We start from the raw sequence: 18,571 nt of genomic DNA on the forward strand, positions 1-18,571 counted from the left end.
CGCGACGACGCCTAGTGCGTCGCGTCGTAGTAGTCCTGAGGCTCAAAGACCGCATCGAGGACACTCAGAGGGCGCCAGCGGTGGAAGACTCCACGGTCCGATGAACCGGTCCCGGAGGTGGTGTTGCCCTCGTAGAACCATGCACCGTTGCCAGAAACCCGGTCGACGATTGCGGCGTGACTCACACCCTGACCATCGCCCCAATTGATCAAGACCACATCACCGGGGTCGAGGTCGGACAAGCTCACGTTCCAGTCAACGACACCCGCGGCCTGTGCCTCATCGACGAAGGTGGTTCGACCGGACGGCGGGTTGAAGCCCTTGTCGTAGTACTCCTCTAGTGGCACGTACTCGGGGTAACCGGCCTGCCAGAACACCCACCCCACGTAGACCTGGCACCACGCGCTATTGCCGTCGATCCAGTCGTTGTACTTGTTGTTGCGCCAGCTGGGCTCTTTGTAGCCCACCTGTGAGCGCGCGACGCTCAGTACCGAACTTGCGTTCCACGAGGAGCGCGGCGCTTCGTAGGCCGGCGCCTTATATGACGAACTTCCGAAGCCACGGAACAGGAACGCGGCGGTCGCGGCGCGCGAGGTATTGCCGTATGGCCTGAAGGTCCCGTCCGCATAGCCCGTTGTAATGCCGGTACTACGCAGCCAGGTGATCTCCTTGTAGAACTTGGAGGAGGTGCGCAGATCCTTGAACGGCGAGGATGAGGGAGCCTTGAACGACGGCTTGCCCTTGTACCTATACAGGAAGGCCGCCATGGCATTGCGGTCGATCGCTAGTTCGGGACGGAAGGTTCCATCCGACCATCCCGTGGTGATGCCCTTGCTCTCGAGCCAGACAATTTCCTTGTAGAACTGGTCTTTGGTGCTCACGTCTTTAAACGGTGACCTCGATGGCAACGACACTGAGGGACGCCCGGCCTCGCGATAGAGGAAAGCCGCGAACGCTTCACGCGAGACTTCCCACTCGGGGCGGAACCAGTTTCCGGCGTAGCCCGTCGTGATGCCCTTCTCGGACATCCACGAGATCTCGCGATAGAACTGGTACTGGTTCGAGACATCGCGGAACCCCGGTGAGGCTGCCGAAGCCGCGGGTGCCACGCCCACGATCGCCGTCGCCATCACCGTAATCGCGATAGCGAACCTCGTTGATCGCTTCGTCTTCACAGTGCTGTCCTCCCGTTAAGCATCCACCGAGTGTGACATGCGAAGTACTCAGATCCGGGCTAGAACTCTCCCCTGCTCTCAGAAACGCACATGGCGCGCCCCGCGGAAAGCGGGACGCGCCATGCGTACGGAATGGAGAGCCAAGCATCGGCCCGATGCCTGGAAACAGGTGCTACGAGGTCACCGACTCCGCGGATTCCTCGTCCTCTTCCGGCACGAAGTCCACGCCTGCGTCGGCGCGCTGCTCATCCGTGATGGGCGCGGGCGCAGCGGTAAGCGGGTCGTAGCCGCCGCCGGACTTCGGGAACGCGATGACGTCACGAATGGAGTCGGCCTTGGCCAACAGCGCGGTGACGCGGTCCCAGCCCAGGGCGATTCCACCGTGAGGCGGTGCGCCAAAGGAGAAGGCCTCGAGCAGAAAGCCGAACTTCTCCTGGGCCTCTTCTTCGCCAATGCCCATGACCGCGAACACGCGCTCCTGCACATCGCGCTGGTGGATACGGATGGAACCGCCGCCCAGCTCGTTGCCGTTGCAGACAATGTCGTAGGCGTAGGCCAGCGCGGAGCCGGGGTCCTTGTCGAAGGTGTCGAGGAACTCGGGCTTGGGCGACGTAAATGCATGGTGCACGGCGGTGAAAGCACCGGTACCCAGCGCGACGTCGTCATCGTCGGGGTCTTCGTCGATCGCCTTGAACAGCGGCGCGTCCACGACCCACACGAACTTGTACTCGTCCGGATCGATCAGACCGCAGCGCTCTCCGACCTCGAGGCGAGCGGCACCCAGCAAGGCACGCGACGGCGTGGGCTTGCCGGCGGCGAAGAAGATGCAGTCGCCGGGGGCCGCACCTACCTTTGCGGCCAGTCCCGACAGCTCCTTCTCGGACAGGTTCTTGGCGACGGGCCCGGTGAGCGAGCCGTCCTCCTGCACCAACACGTAGGCCAGGCCCTTGGCGCCGCGGGACTTGGCCCAGTCCTGCCACTTGTCCAGCGTCTTGCGCGGCTGCGCAGCACCGCCGGGCATCACGACGGCACCCACGTACTCGGCGGCGAAGACGCGGAACGTGGTCTCCGAGAAGTACTCGGTCATGTCCGTGAGCTCAAGGCCAAAGCGCATGTCCGGCTTGTCGGAGCCAAAGCGAGCCATCGAGTCCGCGTAGGTGATGCGCGGGATGGGCAGCGGGATGTCGTAGTCAATGAGCGACCACAGTTCCTTGATGAGCTCTTCGCCCAACGAAATGACGTCGTCCTGGTCCACGAAGCTCATCTCGATGTCGAGCTGAGTGAACTCGGGCTGACGGTCCGCGCGGAAGTCCTCATCGCGGTAGCAGCGCGCGATTTGGTAGTACTTCTCCATGCCGGACACCATCAGCAGTTGCTTGAACAGCTGAGGCGACTGCGGCAGTGCGTACCAGGACCCGGGAGCCAGACGTGCGGGCACCAGGAAGTCGCGGGCGCCCTCGGGCGTGGACCGCGTCAGCGTGGGGGTCTCGATCTCGAGGAAGTCGTGGCGGTCCAGCACGCGGCGGGCGGCCTTGTTGACCTCCGAGCGAAGCACGATGTTCGCGCGCGGCTGCGGGCGGCGCAGGTCGATGTAGCGGTGCTTGAGGCGGGCCTCTTCACCGACGGTGACGTGTTCGTCGACCGGCATCGGCAGCGGGGCGGCCTCGTTGAGGATCTCGACGTCGGAGACGACCACCTCGATCTCGCCTGAGGGCAGGTTTGCGTTCGCGGAACCCTCGGGGCGCTCGCGCACCTCGCCAGTGACCTGAATCACGTACTCGTTACGCAGGGAGTGCGCGACCTCTTCGCGGATGACGACCTGGGCGAACCCGGAGGCATCGCGGAGATCGATGAAGGCCACGCCACCGTGATCGCGGCGGCGTCCCACCCATCCGGCGAGAGTGACAGTTGAGCCCGCGTCGTTGGCGCGGAGGTTTCCAGCAAGGTGAGTGCGGAGCACGTGAGGCCTTTCTTGGACGCGCTAGACGGGCGCGCCGGATAGGGAAAAGAGCGGGCCCAGTCTATCGGGCCACGGGTTGACTCGTGGCGTGAGTGAACTTACGCCTGAGGGACGATGCGCGGGCGGGCGTCGGCTTCCGGCGGCAGCCATGCGTCGGCATTAGCGGGCACCTGGTCGCCTGAGCGGATGTCCTTCACCTCACCGTCGGCGCCGTCAGCGGCAGGGAACCACACGAATGGGATCCCCCGCTTGTCTGCGAACTGGATCTGCTTGCCGAACTTCGCTGCCTTGGGCGCAACCTCGCACGCAATGCCGCGTGCACGCAGGCGATCGGCGATCGCGGCTGACGTGCCGCGCGACTCCTCCTCGTTCACTGCCACGAGCACGGCGGACGGCACGGGCCGCGAGGCGGTCGCGAGGCCAGACGCAAGCATCCGGCTCACCAAGCGAGAGACGCCAATCGACATCCCGACGCCGGGGAATCCCCCACCGGCGACGAGCGAGTCGTAACGGCCTCCCGAGCAGATCGACCCCAGGTCCTCGTGTCCCTCAAGGAACGTCTCGTAGACCGCGCCCGTGTAGTAGTCGAGACCGCGCGCGATCCGCAGGTCCGCGACGGCCGTGCCTGGAACGGCAGCGTTCACGCCTTCGACCAGGTCAACCAGGCTCGCGATTCCGACCTTCAGCTGCTCCTGGGCGCCCTCCACGTCCTCGATAGTGGTCGTTGACGCCCACAGGTCCTCCACCGCAGCCGCAAACGACCCATCGGTACTGGAGATTCGCGCCAACTCAAGAACAGCATCGGCCGCTGTCTCACTGACGCCCTTCCCTGCGAGCTCAGTACGCACGCCCTCGGGGCCGATCTTGTCGAGCTTGTCCACGCTCCGCAGAGCGTCCGCGACGTCCTCGATGCCGACACCTCGGTAGAAGCCCTCGACCAGTTGGCGATTATTGACGCGCATCGTGGCGCCGGGCAATGGCAATGCCGCGAGAGCGCGCGCCATGACAACTGCGACCTCAATCTCGAGGTGCGCGGGAAGCGTCTCACGTGCAACGACGTCGATGTCTGCCTGGTAGAACTCGCGGAAGCGACCCTCTTGCGGGCGCTCGCCGCGCCACACCTTCTGAATCTGGAAGCGTCGGAACGGGAACGCGAGGTCGTTCTGGAATTCCTCGACGTAACGCGCGAACGGCACCGTGAGGTCAAAGTGGAGACCCACCTTTGCCTCGGAGTCGCCATCGGCATTGAGCCGTCCGAGCGTGTAGATCTCCTTAGCGGCATCGGACTTGCCGGCCAGGCGGTCCAGCGGCTCAACGGCGCGCGTGTGAATCTCCCCAAAGCCATGGAGGGCGAAGACCTCGCTAATCGTGGACAGCACTTCTGCCTCCACAATGCGCTCGGAGGGGGTCCACTCGGGATAGCCAGATAGGGGTCGCACTCGTGCCATGGCCCCATTGTTCCACTGACCGTCACCCAGCTGGTGCGCCATCCCAGCAAACTCCCAGGTGAGCCTGCCTAGAATGGCGTTTCGCGCATCGACCCTCGACGAGGAGCCATGGGAACTAAGAAGCAAGACCGCGAGAAGGCCCGCAAGCGTCAGGAAGCCCTGGACGCCAAGCACGCTGCCAAGGAGGCTGTGCGCCAACGCAACATCCGGATCGCGTCGATTGTGGTGGGGATCGTTGCGCTTGGGCTCATTATCTGGGGCGCCATTGTGCTGTTCACCCCCGAGGATGAGGAGGCGACCGCGGATACCGGCTCGTCGCCATCCACCAGCGAGACGGCCGATGCTGAGGCCAGCCCCGATGCCGAGCTCACCTTTACGTCAGGGTGGGGCACGTCGCCTGTGCCTCCCGATCCTTCTTACGCGCAAGGCCGCGAGTGGACCGTGACAATGGAAACCAACCAAGGCGAAATCGTCATGACGCTCGACGGCGTCAATGCTCCCCAAGCGACCGCAAGCTTCATCGCTCTGGCTGAATCCGACTTCTTCGATCACAGCCAGTGTCACCGCATCACCACGTCCGGTATCTACGTCCTGCAGTGTGGCGACCCATCCGCGACGGGCACGGGCGGACCGAACTACTCCTATGGCCCCATCGAGAACGCTCCCGAAGATGACCTCTACCCCGCCGGAACACTTGCAATGGCGCGCGTGGGAGGGGACGCTGAATCGATGGGTAGTCAGTTCTTCATCGTCTACGAAGACTCCACGATTCCCTCCGACACGGCGGGCGGATACACGGTATTCGGGCAGGTCACCGCGGGTCTGAGTATTGTGGAGGACGTTGCCAGTGCCGGAACGATCACAGGCGAGTCCGACGGACCCCCGGCACAGTCCGTCATCGTGAACGAGGTGTCCGTAGAATGACCGCTCCCAAGCCCACCCCCCGACCCAAGCCCAAACCGCCCGCCAGCGGGCCCGCCGTGATGGCAGCCAAGGCCGCCTCACACCCGGTGAAGGTTCCGGTCGTCGAGGAGGTCAGCGCCGAGCAGGTCGCCGCGGCCGCGAAGTTCGGCGAAGTCACAGGCGAGACCGTGACGCTGACCGTTGGCGACGAAAGGCACGAGGTTGGCCCCGCCCAGGGCGACGAACCCATCGCCCCGTACGCCCGCGAGTTCTACAAGCTTGAGGCTGCTGTGGAACGCTTCCACGCACGCCTCGAGGGTGCCGAACTGTCCCCTAAGGACATCGACGACTCCCTGACCTCACTAGGTGAGCAACTGGCTGAACCCAAGGTGGTCGGAGATGTGGCCGCGCTGCGGACCCGCTTTGAAGCCGTCAAGGCCGAGGCTACGGAAACCCGTGAGCGCATCAAGGCTGAGCGTGAGGCAGCGCGTGCCGAGGCCGTGGCTGAGCGCGAGAAGATCGTCGCTCAGGCCGAGGCCATCGCCGCCAAGGACGAGGCCCAGGTTCACTGGAAGAACGACACCGCCGAACTGCGCGCTCTTCTGGACACCTGGAAGGAAGCCCAGCGTTCACAGGCTCGCATCCCCAAGGACGCCGAGCGCGCGATGTGGAAGCGTTTCACGACTGCGCGCTCGTCCTTCGAGAAGGCGCGCAAGCACCACTTCGCGCAGCTCGACAAGGAAAACGCCACGGTCGCGACCCGCAAGGAGGACCTCGTTGCCCAGGCCGAGCGCTTGGCCGAGTCCACCGACTGGGACCGCACCGCACGCGCTTTCAAGGACCTCATGGGCGAATGGAAGGGTGCTGGCCGTGGTCGCCGCAGCGTGGACGACGCGCTGTGGAAGCGATTCCAGACAGCGCAGGACGCCTTCTTTGACGCGCGGCGTGCAGCCGCGGACGAGGAAGACGAGGCGCTCGCGGGCAACGTTGAGGGCAAGGAAGCGGCCGTTGTTGAGGCCGAGGGAATCTTGCCCATCAAGGATCTCGACGCCGCCAAGCAGTCCCTACGCGCCGCACAGGACAAGTTTGAGGCAGCCGGACGCGTTCCTCGCGGTGATGTTGCGCGCCTGACCAAGCGCATCGGCGCGGTCGAGAAGGCCGTGCGTGACGCCGAGGACGCCGCGTGGAACAACTCGAACCCGGAGCTTGAGGCGCGCGCAAGCGGTGCGGTCGCTCAGCTCCAGGCCGCCATCGCGGATCTCGAGAAGGACCTCGCAGCCGCGGAGGCCACCAAGGACAAGCGCAAGATCAAGTCCGCTCAGGAAGCGCTCGACGCCCGTCGCGCGTGGCTGGAGCAGATTAAGGACCTGTAAACCTGTCCACAGATTGCTGAGGTGCCCGCCATTCCCCTTGGGGTGGCGGGCACACTCATGTCATGTGGATGGTGAGCGCAGACGACGTGGGCCGCGCAGCATGGCGACGCATGCGGGCCGACGGAACCTTGACGGTAGCCACGCCCTTCGCCGCTTTTCCGGCCGATGTTCCGGTCACCTGGCAGGTCAGGCTCGCCCTGATCAGGCCGTTCCTTCGTGTCGATGGGTACGTATCTGGGTTGGGGGCGCTCTGGGTGCACGACGGGGGCACTGCTCCCCTGGCGATAGACGTGTGCACGCCTTCTCGGCGGCACGACCGGCAGGCGTCGACCACATGGCCCGTCCGCCTCCACCACAGCGCTCGGCCAGAGGACCCGGAACGTCTTGCGGCGCGTCCGCGCGCGATCGTCGATGCGCTGCGGTGGTCGCCGCTCGAGGAGGCTCTGCCCGTCGTGGTGCGGACCGTACGGGACGGGCGCGCCGCCGTCGCGGACGTTCAGCGGGAACTCACCCTGCTGCGCAGCCACGACCGCACCTGCAAGCGTGCAGAGCGGGCGTGGGCCATGCTGCGTCAGTCCGGCGTCTTGCCGGGCGCCACAGTGGCTCAGAACTCGCGGCGGGTACCCGTGACGCGGCGGGCGTCGTAGACGCCGTCAATGCGACGGATGGCGGTGAGGACGGCTCCGAGGTGGGAGGGGTCGGCCATTTCGAAGGTGAAGGTGTTCAGAGCGACCCGGTCACGGTTCGTGGACACGCTCGCACCCAAGATGTTGACGTGATAGTCCGACAGTGCCTTGACGACGTCACTGAGGAGCCGGTTGCGGTCAAGCGCCTCGACCTCGATCTGGACCAGGAACGCCGCGCTGGACTGTCCGGTCCATTGGACGTCGATGAACCGCTCGGCTTGATCGTTCAGGGCCGCGAGGTTGGCGCAATCTGCCCGGTGCACACTGACACCGTTGCCGCGCGTGATGAAGCCACTGATCGGGTCGCCGGGCACCGGCGTGCAGCACTTCGCGAGTTTGACGATCACGTCAGACAGTCCGTGAACAGAGATGCCGGGGTCGCCACGGCGTGCGCGTTCGGCTGAGGTGCCGGGGCGCGTGATCTCGGTGACGTCCTCGTCCGCGCCGGCGTCGCCACCCACGGCGTCGACCATGCGAGCGACCACGTCACTTGCCTGCTCCTTGTGCTCGCCAATGGATGCATACAAGGCGTCCACGTCGTCGTAGTGCATCTCCTGGGCAAGTGCCAGGAGGGTCGACTTACTCATGAGGCGCTGCATCGGCAGGTGCTGACGACGAATGGCGCGCGCGAGCATGTCGCGGCCGGTCTCGATGGACTCTTCGCGGCGCTCACGGGTGAACCACTGGCGAATCTTGTTGCGCGCGCGCGTGGACTGCACAAAGTCGAGCCAGTCGCGCTTGGGGTGCGCGTTCTCGTCCGACGTCGTCAGGACCTCGACAGTGTCGCCGTTGTCCAAGGTGGAATCCAGCGGTACCAGGCGACCATTGACCTTGGCACCGATGGTCTTGTGCCCAACCTCGGTGTGCACGGCATAGGCAAAGTCCACCGGGGTTGCGCCCTGCGGGAGTGCGAGCAGGCGTCCTCGCGGGGTGAAGACGTAGACCTCGGCGCGCGAGATCTCGCCTCGGAGCGAGTCCAGAAAGTCCGTGGGGTCGGCGGTTTCTTGCTGCCAGTCCGCGATCTGACGCAGCCAGCCCATCTCCGAGGTATCGGAACCGCGCTGGTTCTCCTTGTAGCGCCAGTGAGAGGCCAGGCCATACTCGGCGCGGCGGTGCATCTCCTGCGTGCGGATTTGCAGCTCAACCGGCTTGCCCGAGGGGCCAATGACCGTCGTGTGCAACGACTGGTACAGGTTGAACTTGGGCATCGCGATGTAGTCCTTGAACCGGCCAGGGACTGGCTGGTACTTCGCGTGCATGGCGCCCAGGACTGCGTAGCAGTCGCGCACGGACGTAACGAGGATGCGGACGCCCACCAGGTCGTAGATCTCGGCCAAGTCGCGGCCGCGCACGATCATCTTTTGATACACCGAGTAGTAGTGCTTGGGACGCCCGGTAATGTCCGCCTTGATCTTCATCTGGCGGAGGTCTGCCTCAATCTCCGTGCGGATCTCGGCTAGTGCCTTCTCGCGTTCCGGAGCACGCTCGGCGACAACGTCGACGATCTCTTGGTAGATCTTTGGATACAGCGTCTTGAAGGACAGGTCTTCAAGCTCCCACTTGATGGCGTTGAGGCCCATGCGGTGCGCCAAGGGCGCGTAGATCTCGAGCGTCTCTTGCGCCTTGCGCCGCGCAGACTCCACCGGCACGTACTTCCAGGTGCGCGCGTTGTGCAACCTGTCGGCGAGCTTGAGGAGCAGGACGCGAATGTCCTTCGCCATGGCGACGACCATCTTGCGGACCGTCTCGGCCTGAGCCGCATCGCCATACTTCACCTTGTCGAGCTTGGTGACACCGTCGACGAAGGAGGCGACCTCATCACCAAACTCGTCGCGGAGAGTCTCGAGCGGATACTCGGTGTCCTCGACAACGTCGTGCAGCAGCGCTGCCGCGATGACGGTGTCGGGTAAGCCCATCTGCGCGATGATCTGCGCCACGGCTAGTGGGTGAATGATGTAGGGCTCGCCGCTCTTGCGCTTCTGTTCGCGATGCGCACGCTCGGCGACGACGTAAGCCTTCTCGATCAGAGCCGTCTTTCCCTTGGGGAACATCTGACGGTATTCCTCGAGGACGGGCTCGAGCGGCTGGGGCGCTTTGGGCGCAGTCCTACGGAAGAACGCCAGCGGTCCTAAGGACGTGGACGTCGGGCGGGTCTCTGTCATGGCGCCTCCTCCCAGCGTGAGCGAAACTCCAGTCTACTGGGGACGAATGGGGAGGTAGGGACGTTCCCCTTTCGTTCTTTTCTCCCCTGGCCGTACATACACGGCGGGATTTCGGGAGCAGAGCAGCCCTGGCCGTACTTTCTCGGTGGAACACCGCGCTCGCTACGCGCCAGCGCCCAAGCCAACCCGAGCATCGGCCCGCCTGACACCGGAATGCCACCGAAAACTTTCGGCCAGAAACACCAAACCCTCCACAGCCCGCCGTGTATGTACGGCCAGGGCTGGTGGAGGGTGGTGTGAAGGCTGTGACGGCTCAGCGCCGGTTCCGCCTACTTACGCTTGCGCTTGGGCTGAGCGCCCTGTCCCTTGTGCTCGCCAGGCTTGAGTGCGCCAACACGGACAGATCCGTCCTCGGTACGCGCGACCTCGGTCTCGCCGGACTCGCGCAGTTCGAGCACCTTCTTGGTGTGCGCGGCGATCTTGGGCTCGCGGGCACGCAACGCGACCTCGAGCGGAGTCGCCACGAAGATCGAGGAGTAGGTTCCCACTGCCATACCGATGAACAGCGCCAGGGCGATGTCCTTCAGAGTTCCGGCACCCAACAAGTACGAACCGATGAACAGGATCGAAGACACGGGCAGAAGAGCCACGACTGACGTGTTGATCGAACGCACCAGCGTCTGGTTGACGGCAAGGTTCGCGAGCTCGGCGTAGGTATAGCGCACCTGCGAGTCGAAGTGACGCGTGTTTTCATTCACCTTGTCGAACACCACCACGGTGTCGTACAGCGAATAGCCAAGAATCGTCAGGAAGCCGATCACCGACGCCGGCGTGACCTCAAAGCCAGACAGCGCGTAGATGCCGACCGTAAACAGCAGGTCGTGAATCAGCGCGATGATCGCCGCTGCGGCCATGCGCCACGCTCGGAAGTAGACGGAGATGACGACAAACACGAGCAGCAGGAAGATAACCAGACCCTGCAACGCTTGCTGTCCGACTGCGGCTCCCCATGTGGGACCGATCTGGTCGAAGCTAATTGTCGACTCGTCGACGCCATAGGCATCAGCGAGTGCTGTCGTCAATTCCTGCTGCTGCTCGGACGTAATCTCGCCCAGCTGCACACGGATGTCGTTCTCGCCCAAGGTGGTGACCCGTGGCTCCTGACCGGGAGCGATCTCGGCCACGGCCTCCTCAGCCGGTTCGGGGCTCGTCGTCTCCACGTTGGGCACGACGTACTGCGCACCACCGGTGAAGTCGATACCAAGGTTCAGGCCCTTGCCGACGAGGATGCCGATTGAGATCAGCATCAGCACGGCGGACACCATGAACCAACGCTTGCGATTGCCAACGATGGAATACGTCGTTTCGCCGCTGTGCAGCTTGTTGCCCCACTGGGCCAGGTTAGAAGCCATGATTACTCCTTCCCCTCCTTCGACGTATCCGCATCGCCATCGTCATCGTTGCCGTCTTCGTCAGCAGCGTCAGCTGCAGAGTCGGAAGCGGCCTTGTCATCATCGTCGACCGCTGTCGCGACGGCGGCTGGCGCTGCCGCGGCCTCAGCCTCGGCACGACGCTTCGCGGCCTTGCGTTCGGCGAGCGTCAGTCCGTCGGACGGCGCATCAGTTCCACCAACGGACTCCTCCACGCCGGAGCCGTCTGCCTTACCGACCCGTGACGGGGTTGACTTGACGCGTCCGCGGCCCTTGTACATTGCCTCGCGACCCAACTGGCGCGGGTCAAGACCCGACCACTTGTGGCCCTCGGCAAAGAATTTGGTACGGGCGAGCAGCATCATGACCGGGTGGGTGAAGAGGAACACGACAAGCACGTCAATCAGCGTCGTCAGACCCAGCGTGAAGGCGAAGCCTCGCACACCACCCACCGCAAGGAAGTACAACGTTCCTGCGGCCAGCAGGCTGATCGCGTCAGACGCAAGGATGGTGCGGCGGGCACGACGCCAGGCGTGGTCAACTGCGCTGGGCAGCGAGCGGCCCTCACGGAGCTCGTCCCTAATGCGCTCGAAGTACACGATGAACGAGTCCGCCGTAATACCGATGGCCACGATCAGACCAGCAACACCGGCCAGCGAGAGTCGGTAGCCGATCAGCCACGACATGAGAGCGATGATGCCATAGGTCGCAGCACCTGCGATGAGGAGCGAACCAACCGTCACCAGGCCCAGCGCGCGGTACTGGAAGATCGAGTAGATCACGACCAGGATCAGACCGATCAGACCGGCAATCAAACCAGCCTGAAGCTGGTCTTCACCGATCGTCGCGGAGATCTGCTGGTTGGACTGGACCTCAAGGCTCATGGGCAGCGCACCGAACTTGAGCTGGTTCGCGAGCTGCTCGGCACTTTCCTGGGTGAAGTTTCCGGAAATCGATGCTTCACCACCGGGGATGCGCTGTTCGACCTGCGGGTGGGAGATGACGACGCCATCGAGAACCACAGCGAACTGGTTGCGCGGCGACTCGAGCGTCGCGAGGCGCTGCGAGATCTCGTCGAACTTGGCGCCACCCTCGTCGGTGAAGTCCAGGCGGACCTCGTAGTCGCCGGTGAGCGTACCCTGCTGAGTCATGCGCGGACCCGAGGTGGCGGTTTCGATGTCGTCACCGGTCAACTCAACCGGGCCCATCGCGATCTTCTGGAAGTCGGCACTTGAGCAGGCGCTGTAGCCCGTCTCGGGGTTACCCATGGAGCGGCCGCCGTAGTTCTCACCGTTCAGGCAGTCCAGCGCCGAGTACTCAGCCTGAACCTCCGGGGTGAGCCACTCGAAGGACGACGGGTCGGTCTCGCCATAAACGGGGGCCGTAGACGTAGTGTCCTCGGCAGCGTCGTCGTCCTGGGTCGCGATCAAACCCTCAGTGGTGACGGCGGAAGGCGAGGGCGACGGGGAGGCCGATGCGTCAGTTGCGGTGGCAACGGCGGTGTCAGCACTCGTGATGACGTTCGAAGCCGTGGAAGCGCTTGGCGACGGCGTGGGAGTCGCGGACTCAACGGGCTCTGCAGACTCAGAGTCCTCAGGGACCGGCTCCGTGGTGGCATCGGTCTGCGCCTCGTCGACAGTCGTCGGCGACGGGTCGCCAACAACCAGCACGGGGCGGAACTGAAGCTGAGCGGACTGCGCCACAAGGTCGACCGTGGACTGGTCCGGGCTGCCGGGCAGCGCCACAACGATGTTGTTGCCCTGCGTGGTGATCTCCGCTTCGGCGACACCAGAGGCGTCGACACGCATGCGGATGATCTCGACGGCTTGGTCGAGGTCCGACTGCTCAATCTCTTGAGATGCGCCCTCCTCAAGCACCGGCGTCAGGATGATCTGACGTCCCCCTGCGAGGTCAAGCGCGAGTCCTGGGGTCCAGGATGCGGAGCCCGTGAGGACTCCAGCGGCGAGCGCTCCGTACATGACGACGAAGATCGCCGCGAGGCCGATGAGCGCTTTGCGTGCGCTCTTGGTCACTTTTGACACAAGATTCCTTCGTTCAGCAGTCGACTGCGCTCCCGGGGAGCCCCGCCGATTCTAGGGTGTCCAAGCGTCAAACGTCGAATGACACTCAATCGAACAAGCGACCGCCGCTCTGTCCAGGCAGTGCCTCAGCAGGCGGGGTCAGGCCCACATGCTCCCATGCATCGGCCGTTGCCACACGCCCCCGCGGCGATCGACTCATCAATCCTTCGCGTACAAGGAACGGTTCGGCGACCGTTTCCACAGTCTCTGGCTCCTCGCCAACGGACACCGCGAGCGTCGACAATCCCACTGGGCCTCCACCAAAACGCTGGCACAAAGCCCGCAGAACAGCCCGGTCAAGGCGGTCCAGTCCCCTGTCGTCGACTTCGTACACCGCCAACGCTTCACGCGCGGCCGCAAGGGTGCCGCGGCCGTTGCCGTGGACTTCCGCGTAGTCGCGCACGCGCCGCAAGAGGCGGTTCGCGATTCGGGGCGTGCCGCGCGAGCGTCCGGCGATCTCACTGGCAGCGGCGACGTCCATCTCGAAGTCGAGAAGCCGAGCGGAACGTCCCAGAATGCGCTGGAGCTCCGCGGGCTCGTAGAACTCAAGGTGGCCGGTAAAGCCAAAGCGATCGCGCAGCGGCGCGGGCAACAGCCCAGCACGCGTTGTGGCACCCACCACCGTGAATCGCGGCAGGCTGAGCGGAATTGAGGTGGCACCGGCGCCCTTACCCACGACGACGTCGACACGGAAGTCCTCCATCGCGAGGTAGAGCATTTCTTCCGCCGGGCGGGCAAGGCGATGGATCTCGTCGAGGAACAGCACGTCGCCTTCCTCAAGTGAAGAAAGGATCGCGGCCAGGTCTCCGGCGTGCTGGATGGCCGGCCCCGACGTCAGTCGCAGGGGCGCTTCCATCTCCGACGCGATGATCATGGCGAGAGTGGTCTTACCCAGTCCCGGAGGTCCTGACAGCAACACGTGGTCCGCCGTGGCGCCGCGAGCGGATGCCGCGGTCAGCACCAAGGACAACTGGTCACGGAGGATCTGCTGACCCACGAACTCATCGAGCGAGCCGGGCCGGAGTGCGGCCTCGCTCGAGCGCTCAATCGCGTCAGCATCGGCATCGATCACCCGCGGGTCCTCATCAAACACGCTTGGCCCCCATGGTCTGCAATGCCAGACGCAGCATCGCGGGCACATCGGCCTCCGCCACGGGCCCATCCGCGACGGCATCGACAGCCGCAGCCGCCGCCTTCGCGTTCCAGCCCAGGCCCACGAGCGCGTCCTCGACCTGACCTCGGGAATCGGCCGATGCTGTGGTCACCCCGGGTGCGGACACTTCGGGCAGCGACAACTTGCCGCCGAGTTCGAGTAGGAGCCGGGCGGCGACCTTGGCGCCAATGCCAGGCACCTGCTCGAGAGCCTTGCGGTCCCCGTCCGCAACAGCCTGGGCGAGCGCCTCCGGAGTGTGAACCGCGAGCATGGCGAGAGCCAACCGCGGCCCCACACCCTGCACGGACTGGAGGGCCTCGAAGCTGTCGCGCTCCATCTCGGTGCCGAAGCCGAACAGCGTCAACGAGTCCTCACGCACCACCAGGTGGGTGTGTACACGCACGGTGTTCCCGTGCCGAAGATCCGCGAGAGTGGTCGGCGTCGACAGCACCTTCATGCCCACGCCGCCGGTTTCAATCACAGCGCTGGTAGCGCCAACCGACAGCACTGTGCCGTGCAGACTCGCGATCAACGGATCCTCCTTCGAACGTATGTACGAATACCGTACGGGACACGTCGGACACGACTCGCGCGACGCGCCGCTATCGCCGCCTTCGCGCCGCTTGCTCGGCGGCTGCCCACTGTCGCTGAGCGGACGTGGTCGCGCCAGATTCCACTGGCGCCGCTCCCCCACGCCATGCGTGGGCAATGGCGATTGCCAAGGCATCCGCGGCATCGGCCGGTTTGGGTGTCTCTTTCAGGTTCAAGACCCTGGTCACCATGTAGCCAACCTGGGACTTTCCAGCGCGACCGTCGCCGGTCACCGCTGCCTTGACCTCCGAGGGCGTGTAGAGCGTCACGGGAAGTCCGCGGCGCTGCGCCAAGAGCATCACCACGCCGGAGATCTGCGCGGTGCCCATGACCGTCGAGACGTTGGCCTGAGCGAAGACGCGCTCCAGAGCGACGGCCTGAGGAGAGAACTCGTCCATCGCCGCCTCAAGCGCATCGGCGAGCCTCGCGATGCGTGCGGGCGTGTCGGTGTCCGCCGGTGATGTGGCGGCACTGACATGCACCAGCGACACGCGGCGCGCCCCCGCAGCGTCGATCACGCCAAGCCCGCATCGGGTGAGGCCTGGATCAACGCCGAGGATGCGCACGTGCGGTCAGTCGGCCTGTGCGGCCTCAAAGACCTCGTCCGACGCATCCATGTTCGCGAACACGTTCTGCACGTCGTCGCAGTCCTCGAGAGCGTCGATGAGCTTGAGCATCTTCTTGGCACCATCGACGTCGAGCTCTACCTTGACGGACGGAACCCAGGCGGCCTCGGCGGAGTCGTAGTCGATGCCGGCTTCTTGGAGCGCCGTACGCACGGCGACGACATCGGTGGCTTCCGACGTGATCAGGAAGACGTCGCCGCCTTCTTCGATTTCCTCGGCGCCGGCGTCAAGCGTGGCCTCCATGAGTGCGTCTTCAGTGACGTCACCCTCCTGCGAGACAACGACCTGGCCCTTGCGCGAGAACAAGTAGGACACCGAACCGGGGTCAGCGAGCGTGCCGTTGTTGCGGGTCAAGGCCGTGCGCACTTCCATGGCCGCGCGGTTGCGGTTGTCCGTCAGGCACTCAATGAGCATCGCGACACCATTAGGACCGTAGCCCTCGTACATGATGGTCTCGTAGTCGGCAGCGCCGGCCTCGAGGCCCGAGCCACGCTTGACCGCGCGGTCGATGTTGTCGTTCGGAACCGAGGACTTCTTCGCCTTCTGAATGGCGTCGAAGAGGGTGGGGTTACCGGCAACGTCGCCGCCACCGGTGCGCGCTGCGACCTCGATGTTCTTGATCAGCTTGGCAAACAGCTTGCCGCGCTTGGCGTCAATGACTGCCTTTTTGTGCTTGGTGGTGGCCCACTTGGAGTGACCGGACACGTGTGCTCCTCAAGATGCAGGGTGCAGGACTGGCAACCAGTGTACTCAGCCGAGCGAACCCGCTCGCCCAGCCACGGCATCGGCCCTATAGGACGGCCAGGAGCGTGATCCGGGCTCCGAAACCGATCAACCCAGCCCATCCCAAACTTGCCAAGGTGCCGATGATGAACTGCTCAGAAGCCTGGGCACGCACAGCCGGCTCGGTGTCGCGCAGTTCGGGATAGCGACCAAGACCCTTGACGGCAATGACAACCGCGACGGCGGCAGGTTCCCCCAACGCGATCGCTCCCGTGACAATTGCGCGCTCGAGCATTCCGACCCACAGCCCGCCACGCAATAGACCCGGCGTCGACACCTGAGGCTGAAGGCGACGCAACAGCCCGCCGACGAGGATCGCGCCAAGTCCGGCAGACACCGCCACAGCGACCGCCACCACAACGATGGCCAGAAAAATGCTCATGACTGGCCAGCATCCCGGTCAACGTGTCCGGTGTCCAGCGCGCCACGGGCCGCTGTGGACAGCAGATACGTCGCGACGGGCCGCGCACGCTGTTCTTCATCCAGTAGCGCCGCGGCGCTGCGTTGGCTAACGGCTTGGGCACTGATGTCCAGCCGATGCGCGATTGCCTTTTGCGTCAGGCCCTCCCTTGCGAGGTCGGCAACTTCCCAGCCAGCGTCGGAGCGTTTACGCACAACGGCACCCAGGAGCTGAACGACCGCGGTCGCGCGCTCCTCGGTCACCTCGTCGCTGCCCGCGACGACGAGAGGCGTGGGTTCGGCCTTGCCGCGCGCGCGCTCGACGGCGCGACGCGCGTAAATGAACGCCGGGCCAGAGCTGGCACGGGAGGAATCGGCCAGTGGGAGTTCCACTTCACCGGCGCCGATTCCGACGGACCAGTTGCCGTGGCGCATCAGACTCAGCGCGAGATCCAGGGCGGACTCGGGAGTTGTGAGGACTGTCTGGACCTCATCCCCCACGGTGCGCTCAAGCGGTAGGGCGATGTCGTCTGCCCACGCGGGCGCCCACCCGTCAAACCATGTGAGGAGTTCCTCCACACGGTTGCCCACACGGGTGCTACCTCGCTGATCAGCTGTAACTACGAACATGACAACAAGCCTAAGGGCTTGATTGTCGATAATCAAGTATTAGGGCTTGATTCATGGAGCCTAGATCAGCGCGAGTAGGGCTTCGTGGACCCGGGTGTCCGCCGAGATCTCGGGGTGAAACGCCGTGGCGATGGCCTGCCCGTGCCTGACTGCAACGGGGTGCCGATCGCCGTCGGGACCGGTAGCCGTGGCAAGAACCTCGACGTCTGAGTCGTGCGACTCCACCCACGGAGCGCGGATAAACGTGCCGTGCATGCGAGAGCCGTCCGGTTCCCAAATCAGCTCCACCTCGGAGGAGTCAACCTGCCGTCCAAAGGCGTTACGACGCACGGTCATGGGGATCGCGTTCAGAGTCTGCTGACCTTCAATACCGTCAATGAGGTCGCGGGCAAGCATGATCATCCCCGCGCACGATCCAAGCACCGGCAGCCCCTGTTCAAGGCGCGCGATCAAGGGCTCGCGCAGGTCAAAAGCACGCAGCAACTTGTCTATCGTCGAGGACTCTCCCCCGGGAATCACTAACGCGTCCACGGCTTCGAGTTCTGCGGCCCGGCGCACCTTCACGACATCGATGCCGAGACCCTCAAGAATTGCCGCATGCTCGCGGACATCTCCTTGGAGAGCGAGTACACCTACCTGCGTCATTCGGGCTCCACTCCTAATTCTCGGGTGACCCCATCCCACGGGTCAAAGTCACTCCACGTCTGTCCCAGCCGAGCCGGGAAGATCTCAATGTCTGCCGCGCCAAGGTCCGCCAACGTCACCCACGCACTGTCGTCAATGACGTCCTCCTCGTCGGCGGTCCACGCTTGATCGACCTGCGTGTGCCGGTCGGCATCCGCGCGCTGTGCGACAAAGAAGACTTCGTGCTGAACGTACTGGCGCGAATAGAAATCAAACAACGCCGTGCGGCGCCACACTGGCCCCACAAGCTCTTGCTCTTCGAGGACGTACCCAGTTTCCTCGGCCAGTTCCCGCACTGCAGTCGCGCGCTCACTCTCCCCTGGCTCAATGCCGCCACCGGGTGTGAACCACCACGCTCGCGACGGCTGATGAGGGTCGTGCCCGCGCAGCATGAGCAGGCGCTGTCCATCCAGAAGGAGGACGCGCGCGCCGTACCTCTCGATCCGCTCCCCGGTGTCAGGGGGCGGATCGGAGAACGTCACAGTGC

17 protein-coding genes are annotated in these 18,571 nt (G+C 64.6%); 3 read left to right on the top strand and 14 right to left on the bottom strand.

Translation table 11 applies throughout. The features are described from left to right. Positions 1-11: 11 nt before the first annotated feature. From AOP74_RS09665 to hisS, 3 genes are all read right to left on the bottom strand, one after another. Positions 12-1,175, bottom strand: a complete 1,164-nt coding sequence (locus tag AOP74_RS09665) for an S-layer homology domain-containing protein (RefSeq protein ID WP_061962177.1) — start codon at positions 1,173-1,175, stop codon at positions 12-14. A 172-nt stretch (positions 1,176-1,347) separates the two neighbouring features. Then, positions 1,348-3,135: an aspartate--tRNA ligase gene (gene aspS / locus AOP74_RS09670; RefSeq protein ID WP_061962178.1), complete on the bottom strand. Its 1,788-nt coding sequence runs from the start codon at positions 3,133-3,135 to the stop codon at positions 1,348-1,350. A 98-nt stretch (positions 3,136-3,233) separates the two neighbouring features. After that, entirely contained in the window at positions 3,234-4,583 is a 1,350-nt protein-coding gene (hisS, locus tag AOP74_RS09675; protein WP_061962593.1) for a histidine--tRNA ligase, read from the bottom strand. Positions 4,584-4,691: 108 nt separating this feature from the next. Here hisS and AOP74_RS09680 point away from each other — a divergent pair, with 108 nt between their 5' ends. From AOP74_RS09680 to AOP74_RS09690, 3 genes are all read left to right on the top strand, one after another. Continuing rightward, the gene (locus AOP74_RS09680) at positions 4,692-5,507 is read left to right on the top strand and encodes a peptidylprolyl isomerase (protein ID WP_061962179.1); all 816 of its coding nucleotides are present in this window, start codon (positions 4,692-4,694) and stop codon (positions 5,505-5,507) included. Then, the gene (locus AOP74_RS09685) at positions 5,504-6,859 is read left to right on the top strand and encodes a DUF349 domain-containing protein (protein WP_061962180.1); all 1,356 of its coding nucleotides are present in this window, start codon (positions 5,504-5,506) and stop codon (positions 6,857-6,859) included. The genes AOP74_RS09680 and AOP74_RS09685 overlap by 4 nt, the downstream gene beginning before the upstream one ends. Positions 6,860-6,921: 62 nt before the next feature. Continuing rightward, positions 6,922-7,506 (top strand): hypothetical protein, encoded by a 585-nt coding sequence (locus AOP74_RS09690; protein WP_152649263.1) that lies wholly within the window; start codon positions 6,922-6,924, stop codon positions 7,504-7,506. Here AOP74_RS09690 and AOP74_RS09695 read toward each other — a convergent pair. From AOP74_RS09695 to AOP74_RS09745, 11 genes are all read right to left on the bottom strand, one after another. Beyond that, on the bottom strand, positions 7,464-9,707 hold the full coding sequence (locus tag AOP74_RS09695; RefSeq protein WP_061962182.1) for a RelA/SpoT family protein: 2,244 nt from the start codon (positions 9,705-9,707) through the stop codon (positions 7,464-7,466). The genes AOP74_RS09690 and AOP74_RS09695 overlap by 43 nt on opposite strands. A gap of 329 nt (positions 9,708-10,036) precedes the next feature. Then, positions 10,037-11,119 (bottom strand): protein translocase subunit SecF, encoded by a 1,083-nt coding sequence (gene secF, locus AOP74_RS09700; RefSeq protein ID WP_061962183.1) that lies wholly within the window; start codon positions 11,117-11,119, stop codon positions 10,037-10,039. A gap of 2 nt (positions 11,120-11,121) precedes the next feature. Then, positions 11,122-13,179 carry a protein translocase subunit SecD gene (gene secD, locus AOP74_RS09705; RefSeq protein WP_236683797.1) on the bottom strand — a complete coding sequence of 686 codons (2,058 nt, stop codon included), beginning with the start codon at positions 13,177-13,179 and terminating at the stop codon, positions 11,122-11,124. Between the two features lie 85 nt (positions 13,180-13,264). Beyond that, on the bottom strand, positions 13,265-14,311 hold the full coding sequence (gene ruvB, locus AOP74_RS09710; protein ID WP_236683798.1) for a Holliday junction branch migration DNA helicase RuvB: 1,047 nt from the start codon (positions 14,309-14,311) through the stop codon (positions 13,265-13,267). Next, complete coding sequence (gene ruvA / locus AOP74_RS09715; protein WP_061962185.1) at positions 14,304-14,903, bottom strand: Holliday junction branch migration protein RuvA; 600 nt, start codon at positions 14,901-14,903, stop codon at positions 14,304-14,306. The genes ruvB and ruvA overlap by 8 nt, the downstream gene beginning before the upstream one ends. A 70-nt stretch (positions 14,904-14,973) precedes the next feature. Continuing rightward, positions 14,974-15,528, bottom strand: coding sequence for a crossover junction endodeoxyribonuclease RuvC (gene ruvC / locus AOP74_RS09720; RefSeq protein ID WP_061962186.1), 555 nt, complete (start codon positions 15,526-15,528; stop codon positions 14,974-14,976). Positions 15,529-15,534: 6 nt separating this feature from the next. After that, on the bottom strand, positions 15,535-16,293 hold the full coding sequence (locus AOP74_RS09725) for a YebC/PmpR family DNA-binding transcriptional regulator (RefSeq protein ID WP_061962187.1): 759 nt from the start codon (positions 16,291-16,293) through the stop codon (positions 15,535-15,537). Positions 16,294-16,378: 85 nt separating this feature from the next. Then, positions 16,379-16,753, bottom strand: a complete 375-nt coding sequence (locus AOP74_RS09730; protein WP_061962188.1) for a hypothetical protein — start codon at positions 16,751-16,753, stop codon at positions 16,379-16,381. Beyond that, on the bottom strand, positions 16,750-17,400 hold the full coding sequence (locus tag AOP74_RS09735; protein WP_061962189.1) for a hypothetical protein: 651 nt from the start codon (positions 17,398-17,400) through the stop codon (positions 16,750-16,752). Before AOP74_RS09735 ends, AOP74_RS09730 begins: the two co-directional genes overlap by 4 nt. A 60-nt stretch (positions 17,401-17,460) precedes the next feature. Continuing rightward, a complete protein-coding gene (gene pdxT, locus AOP74_RS09740; RefSeq protein ID WP_061962190.1) occupies positions 17,461-18,045 on the bottom strand; it encodes a pyridoxal 5'-phosphate synthase glutaminase subunit PdxT in 585 nt (194 codons plus the stop codon). After that, positions 18,042-18,566, bottom strand: coding sequence for an NUDIX hydrolase (locus tag AOP74_RS09745; RefSeq protein ID WP_061962191.1), 525 nt, complete (start codon positions 18,564-18,566; stop codon positions 18,042-18,044). The genes pdxT and AOP74_RS09745 overlap by 4 nt, the downstream gene beginning before the upstream one ends. Between the last annotated feature and the right edge of the window lie 5 nt (positions 18,567-18,571).

Source organism: Demequina flava, assembly GCF_000975035.1.
Lineage (GTDB): Bacteria > Actinomycetota > Actinomycetes > Actinomycetales > Demequinaceae > Demequina > Demequina flava.

Excerpts from the sequence above, each read along its gene's own strand:
- hisS (WP_061962593.1), bottom strand. The coding sequence starts at position 4,583 with ATGGCACGAGTGCGACCCCTATCTGGCTATCCCGAGTGGACCCCCTCC.
- AOP74_RS09680 (WP_061962179.1), top strand. The coding sequence starts at position 4,692 with ATGGGAACTAAGAAGCAAGACCGCGAGAAGGCCCGCAAGCGTCAGGAA.
- AOP74_RS09685 (WP_061962180.1), top strand. The coding sequence starts at position 5,504 with ATGACCGCTCCCAAGCCCACCCCCCGACCCAAGCCCAAACCGCCCGCC.
- AOP74_RS09690 (WP_152649263.1), top strand. The coding sequence starts at position 6,922 with ATGTGGATGGTGAGCGCAGACGACGTGGGCCGCGCAGCATGGCGACGC.
- AOP74_RS09695 (WP_061962182.1), bottom strand. The coding sequence starts at position 9,707 with ATGACAGAGACCCGCCCGACGTCCACGTCCTTAGGACCGCTGGCGTTC.
- secF (WP_061962183.1), bottom strand. The coding sequence starts at position 11,119 with ATGGCTTCTAACCTGGCCCAGTGGGGCAACAAGCTGCACAGCGGCGAA.
- AOP74_RS09730 (WP_061962188.1), bottom strand. The coding sequence starts at position 16,753 with ATGAGCATTTTTCTGGCCATCGTTGTGGTGGCGGTCGCTGTGGCGGTG.
- AOP74_RS09735 (WP_061962189.1), bottom strand. The coding sequence starts at position 17,400 with ATGTTCGTAGTTACAGCTGATCAGCGAGGTAGCACCCGTGTGGGCAAC.
- pdxT (WP_061962190.1), bottom strand. The coding sequence starts at position 18,045 with ATGACGCAGGTAGGTGTACTCGCTCTCCAAGGAGATGTCCGCGAGCAT.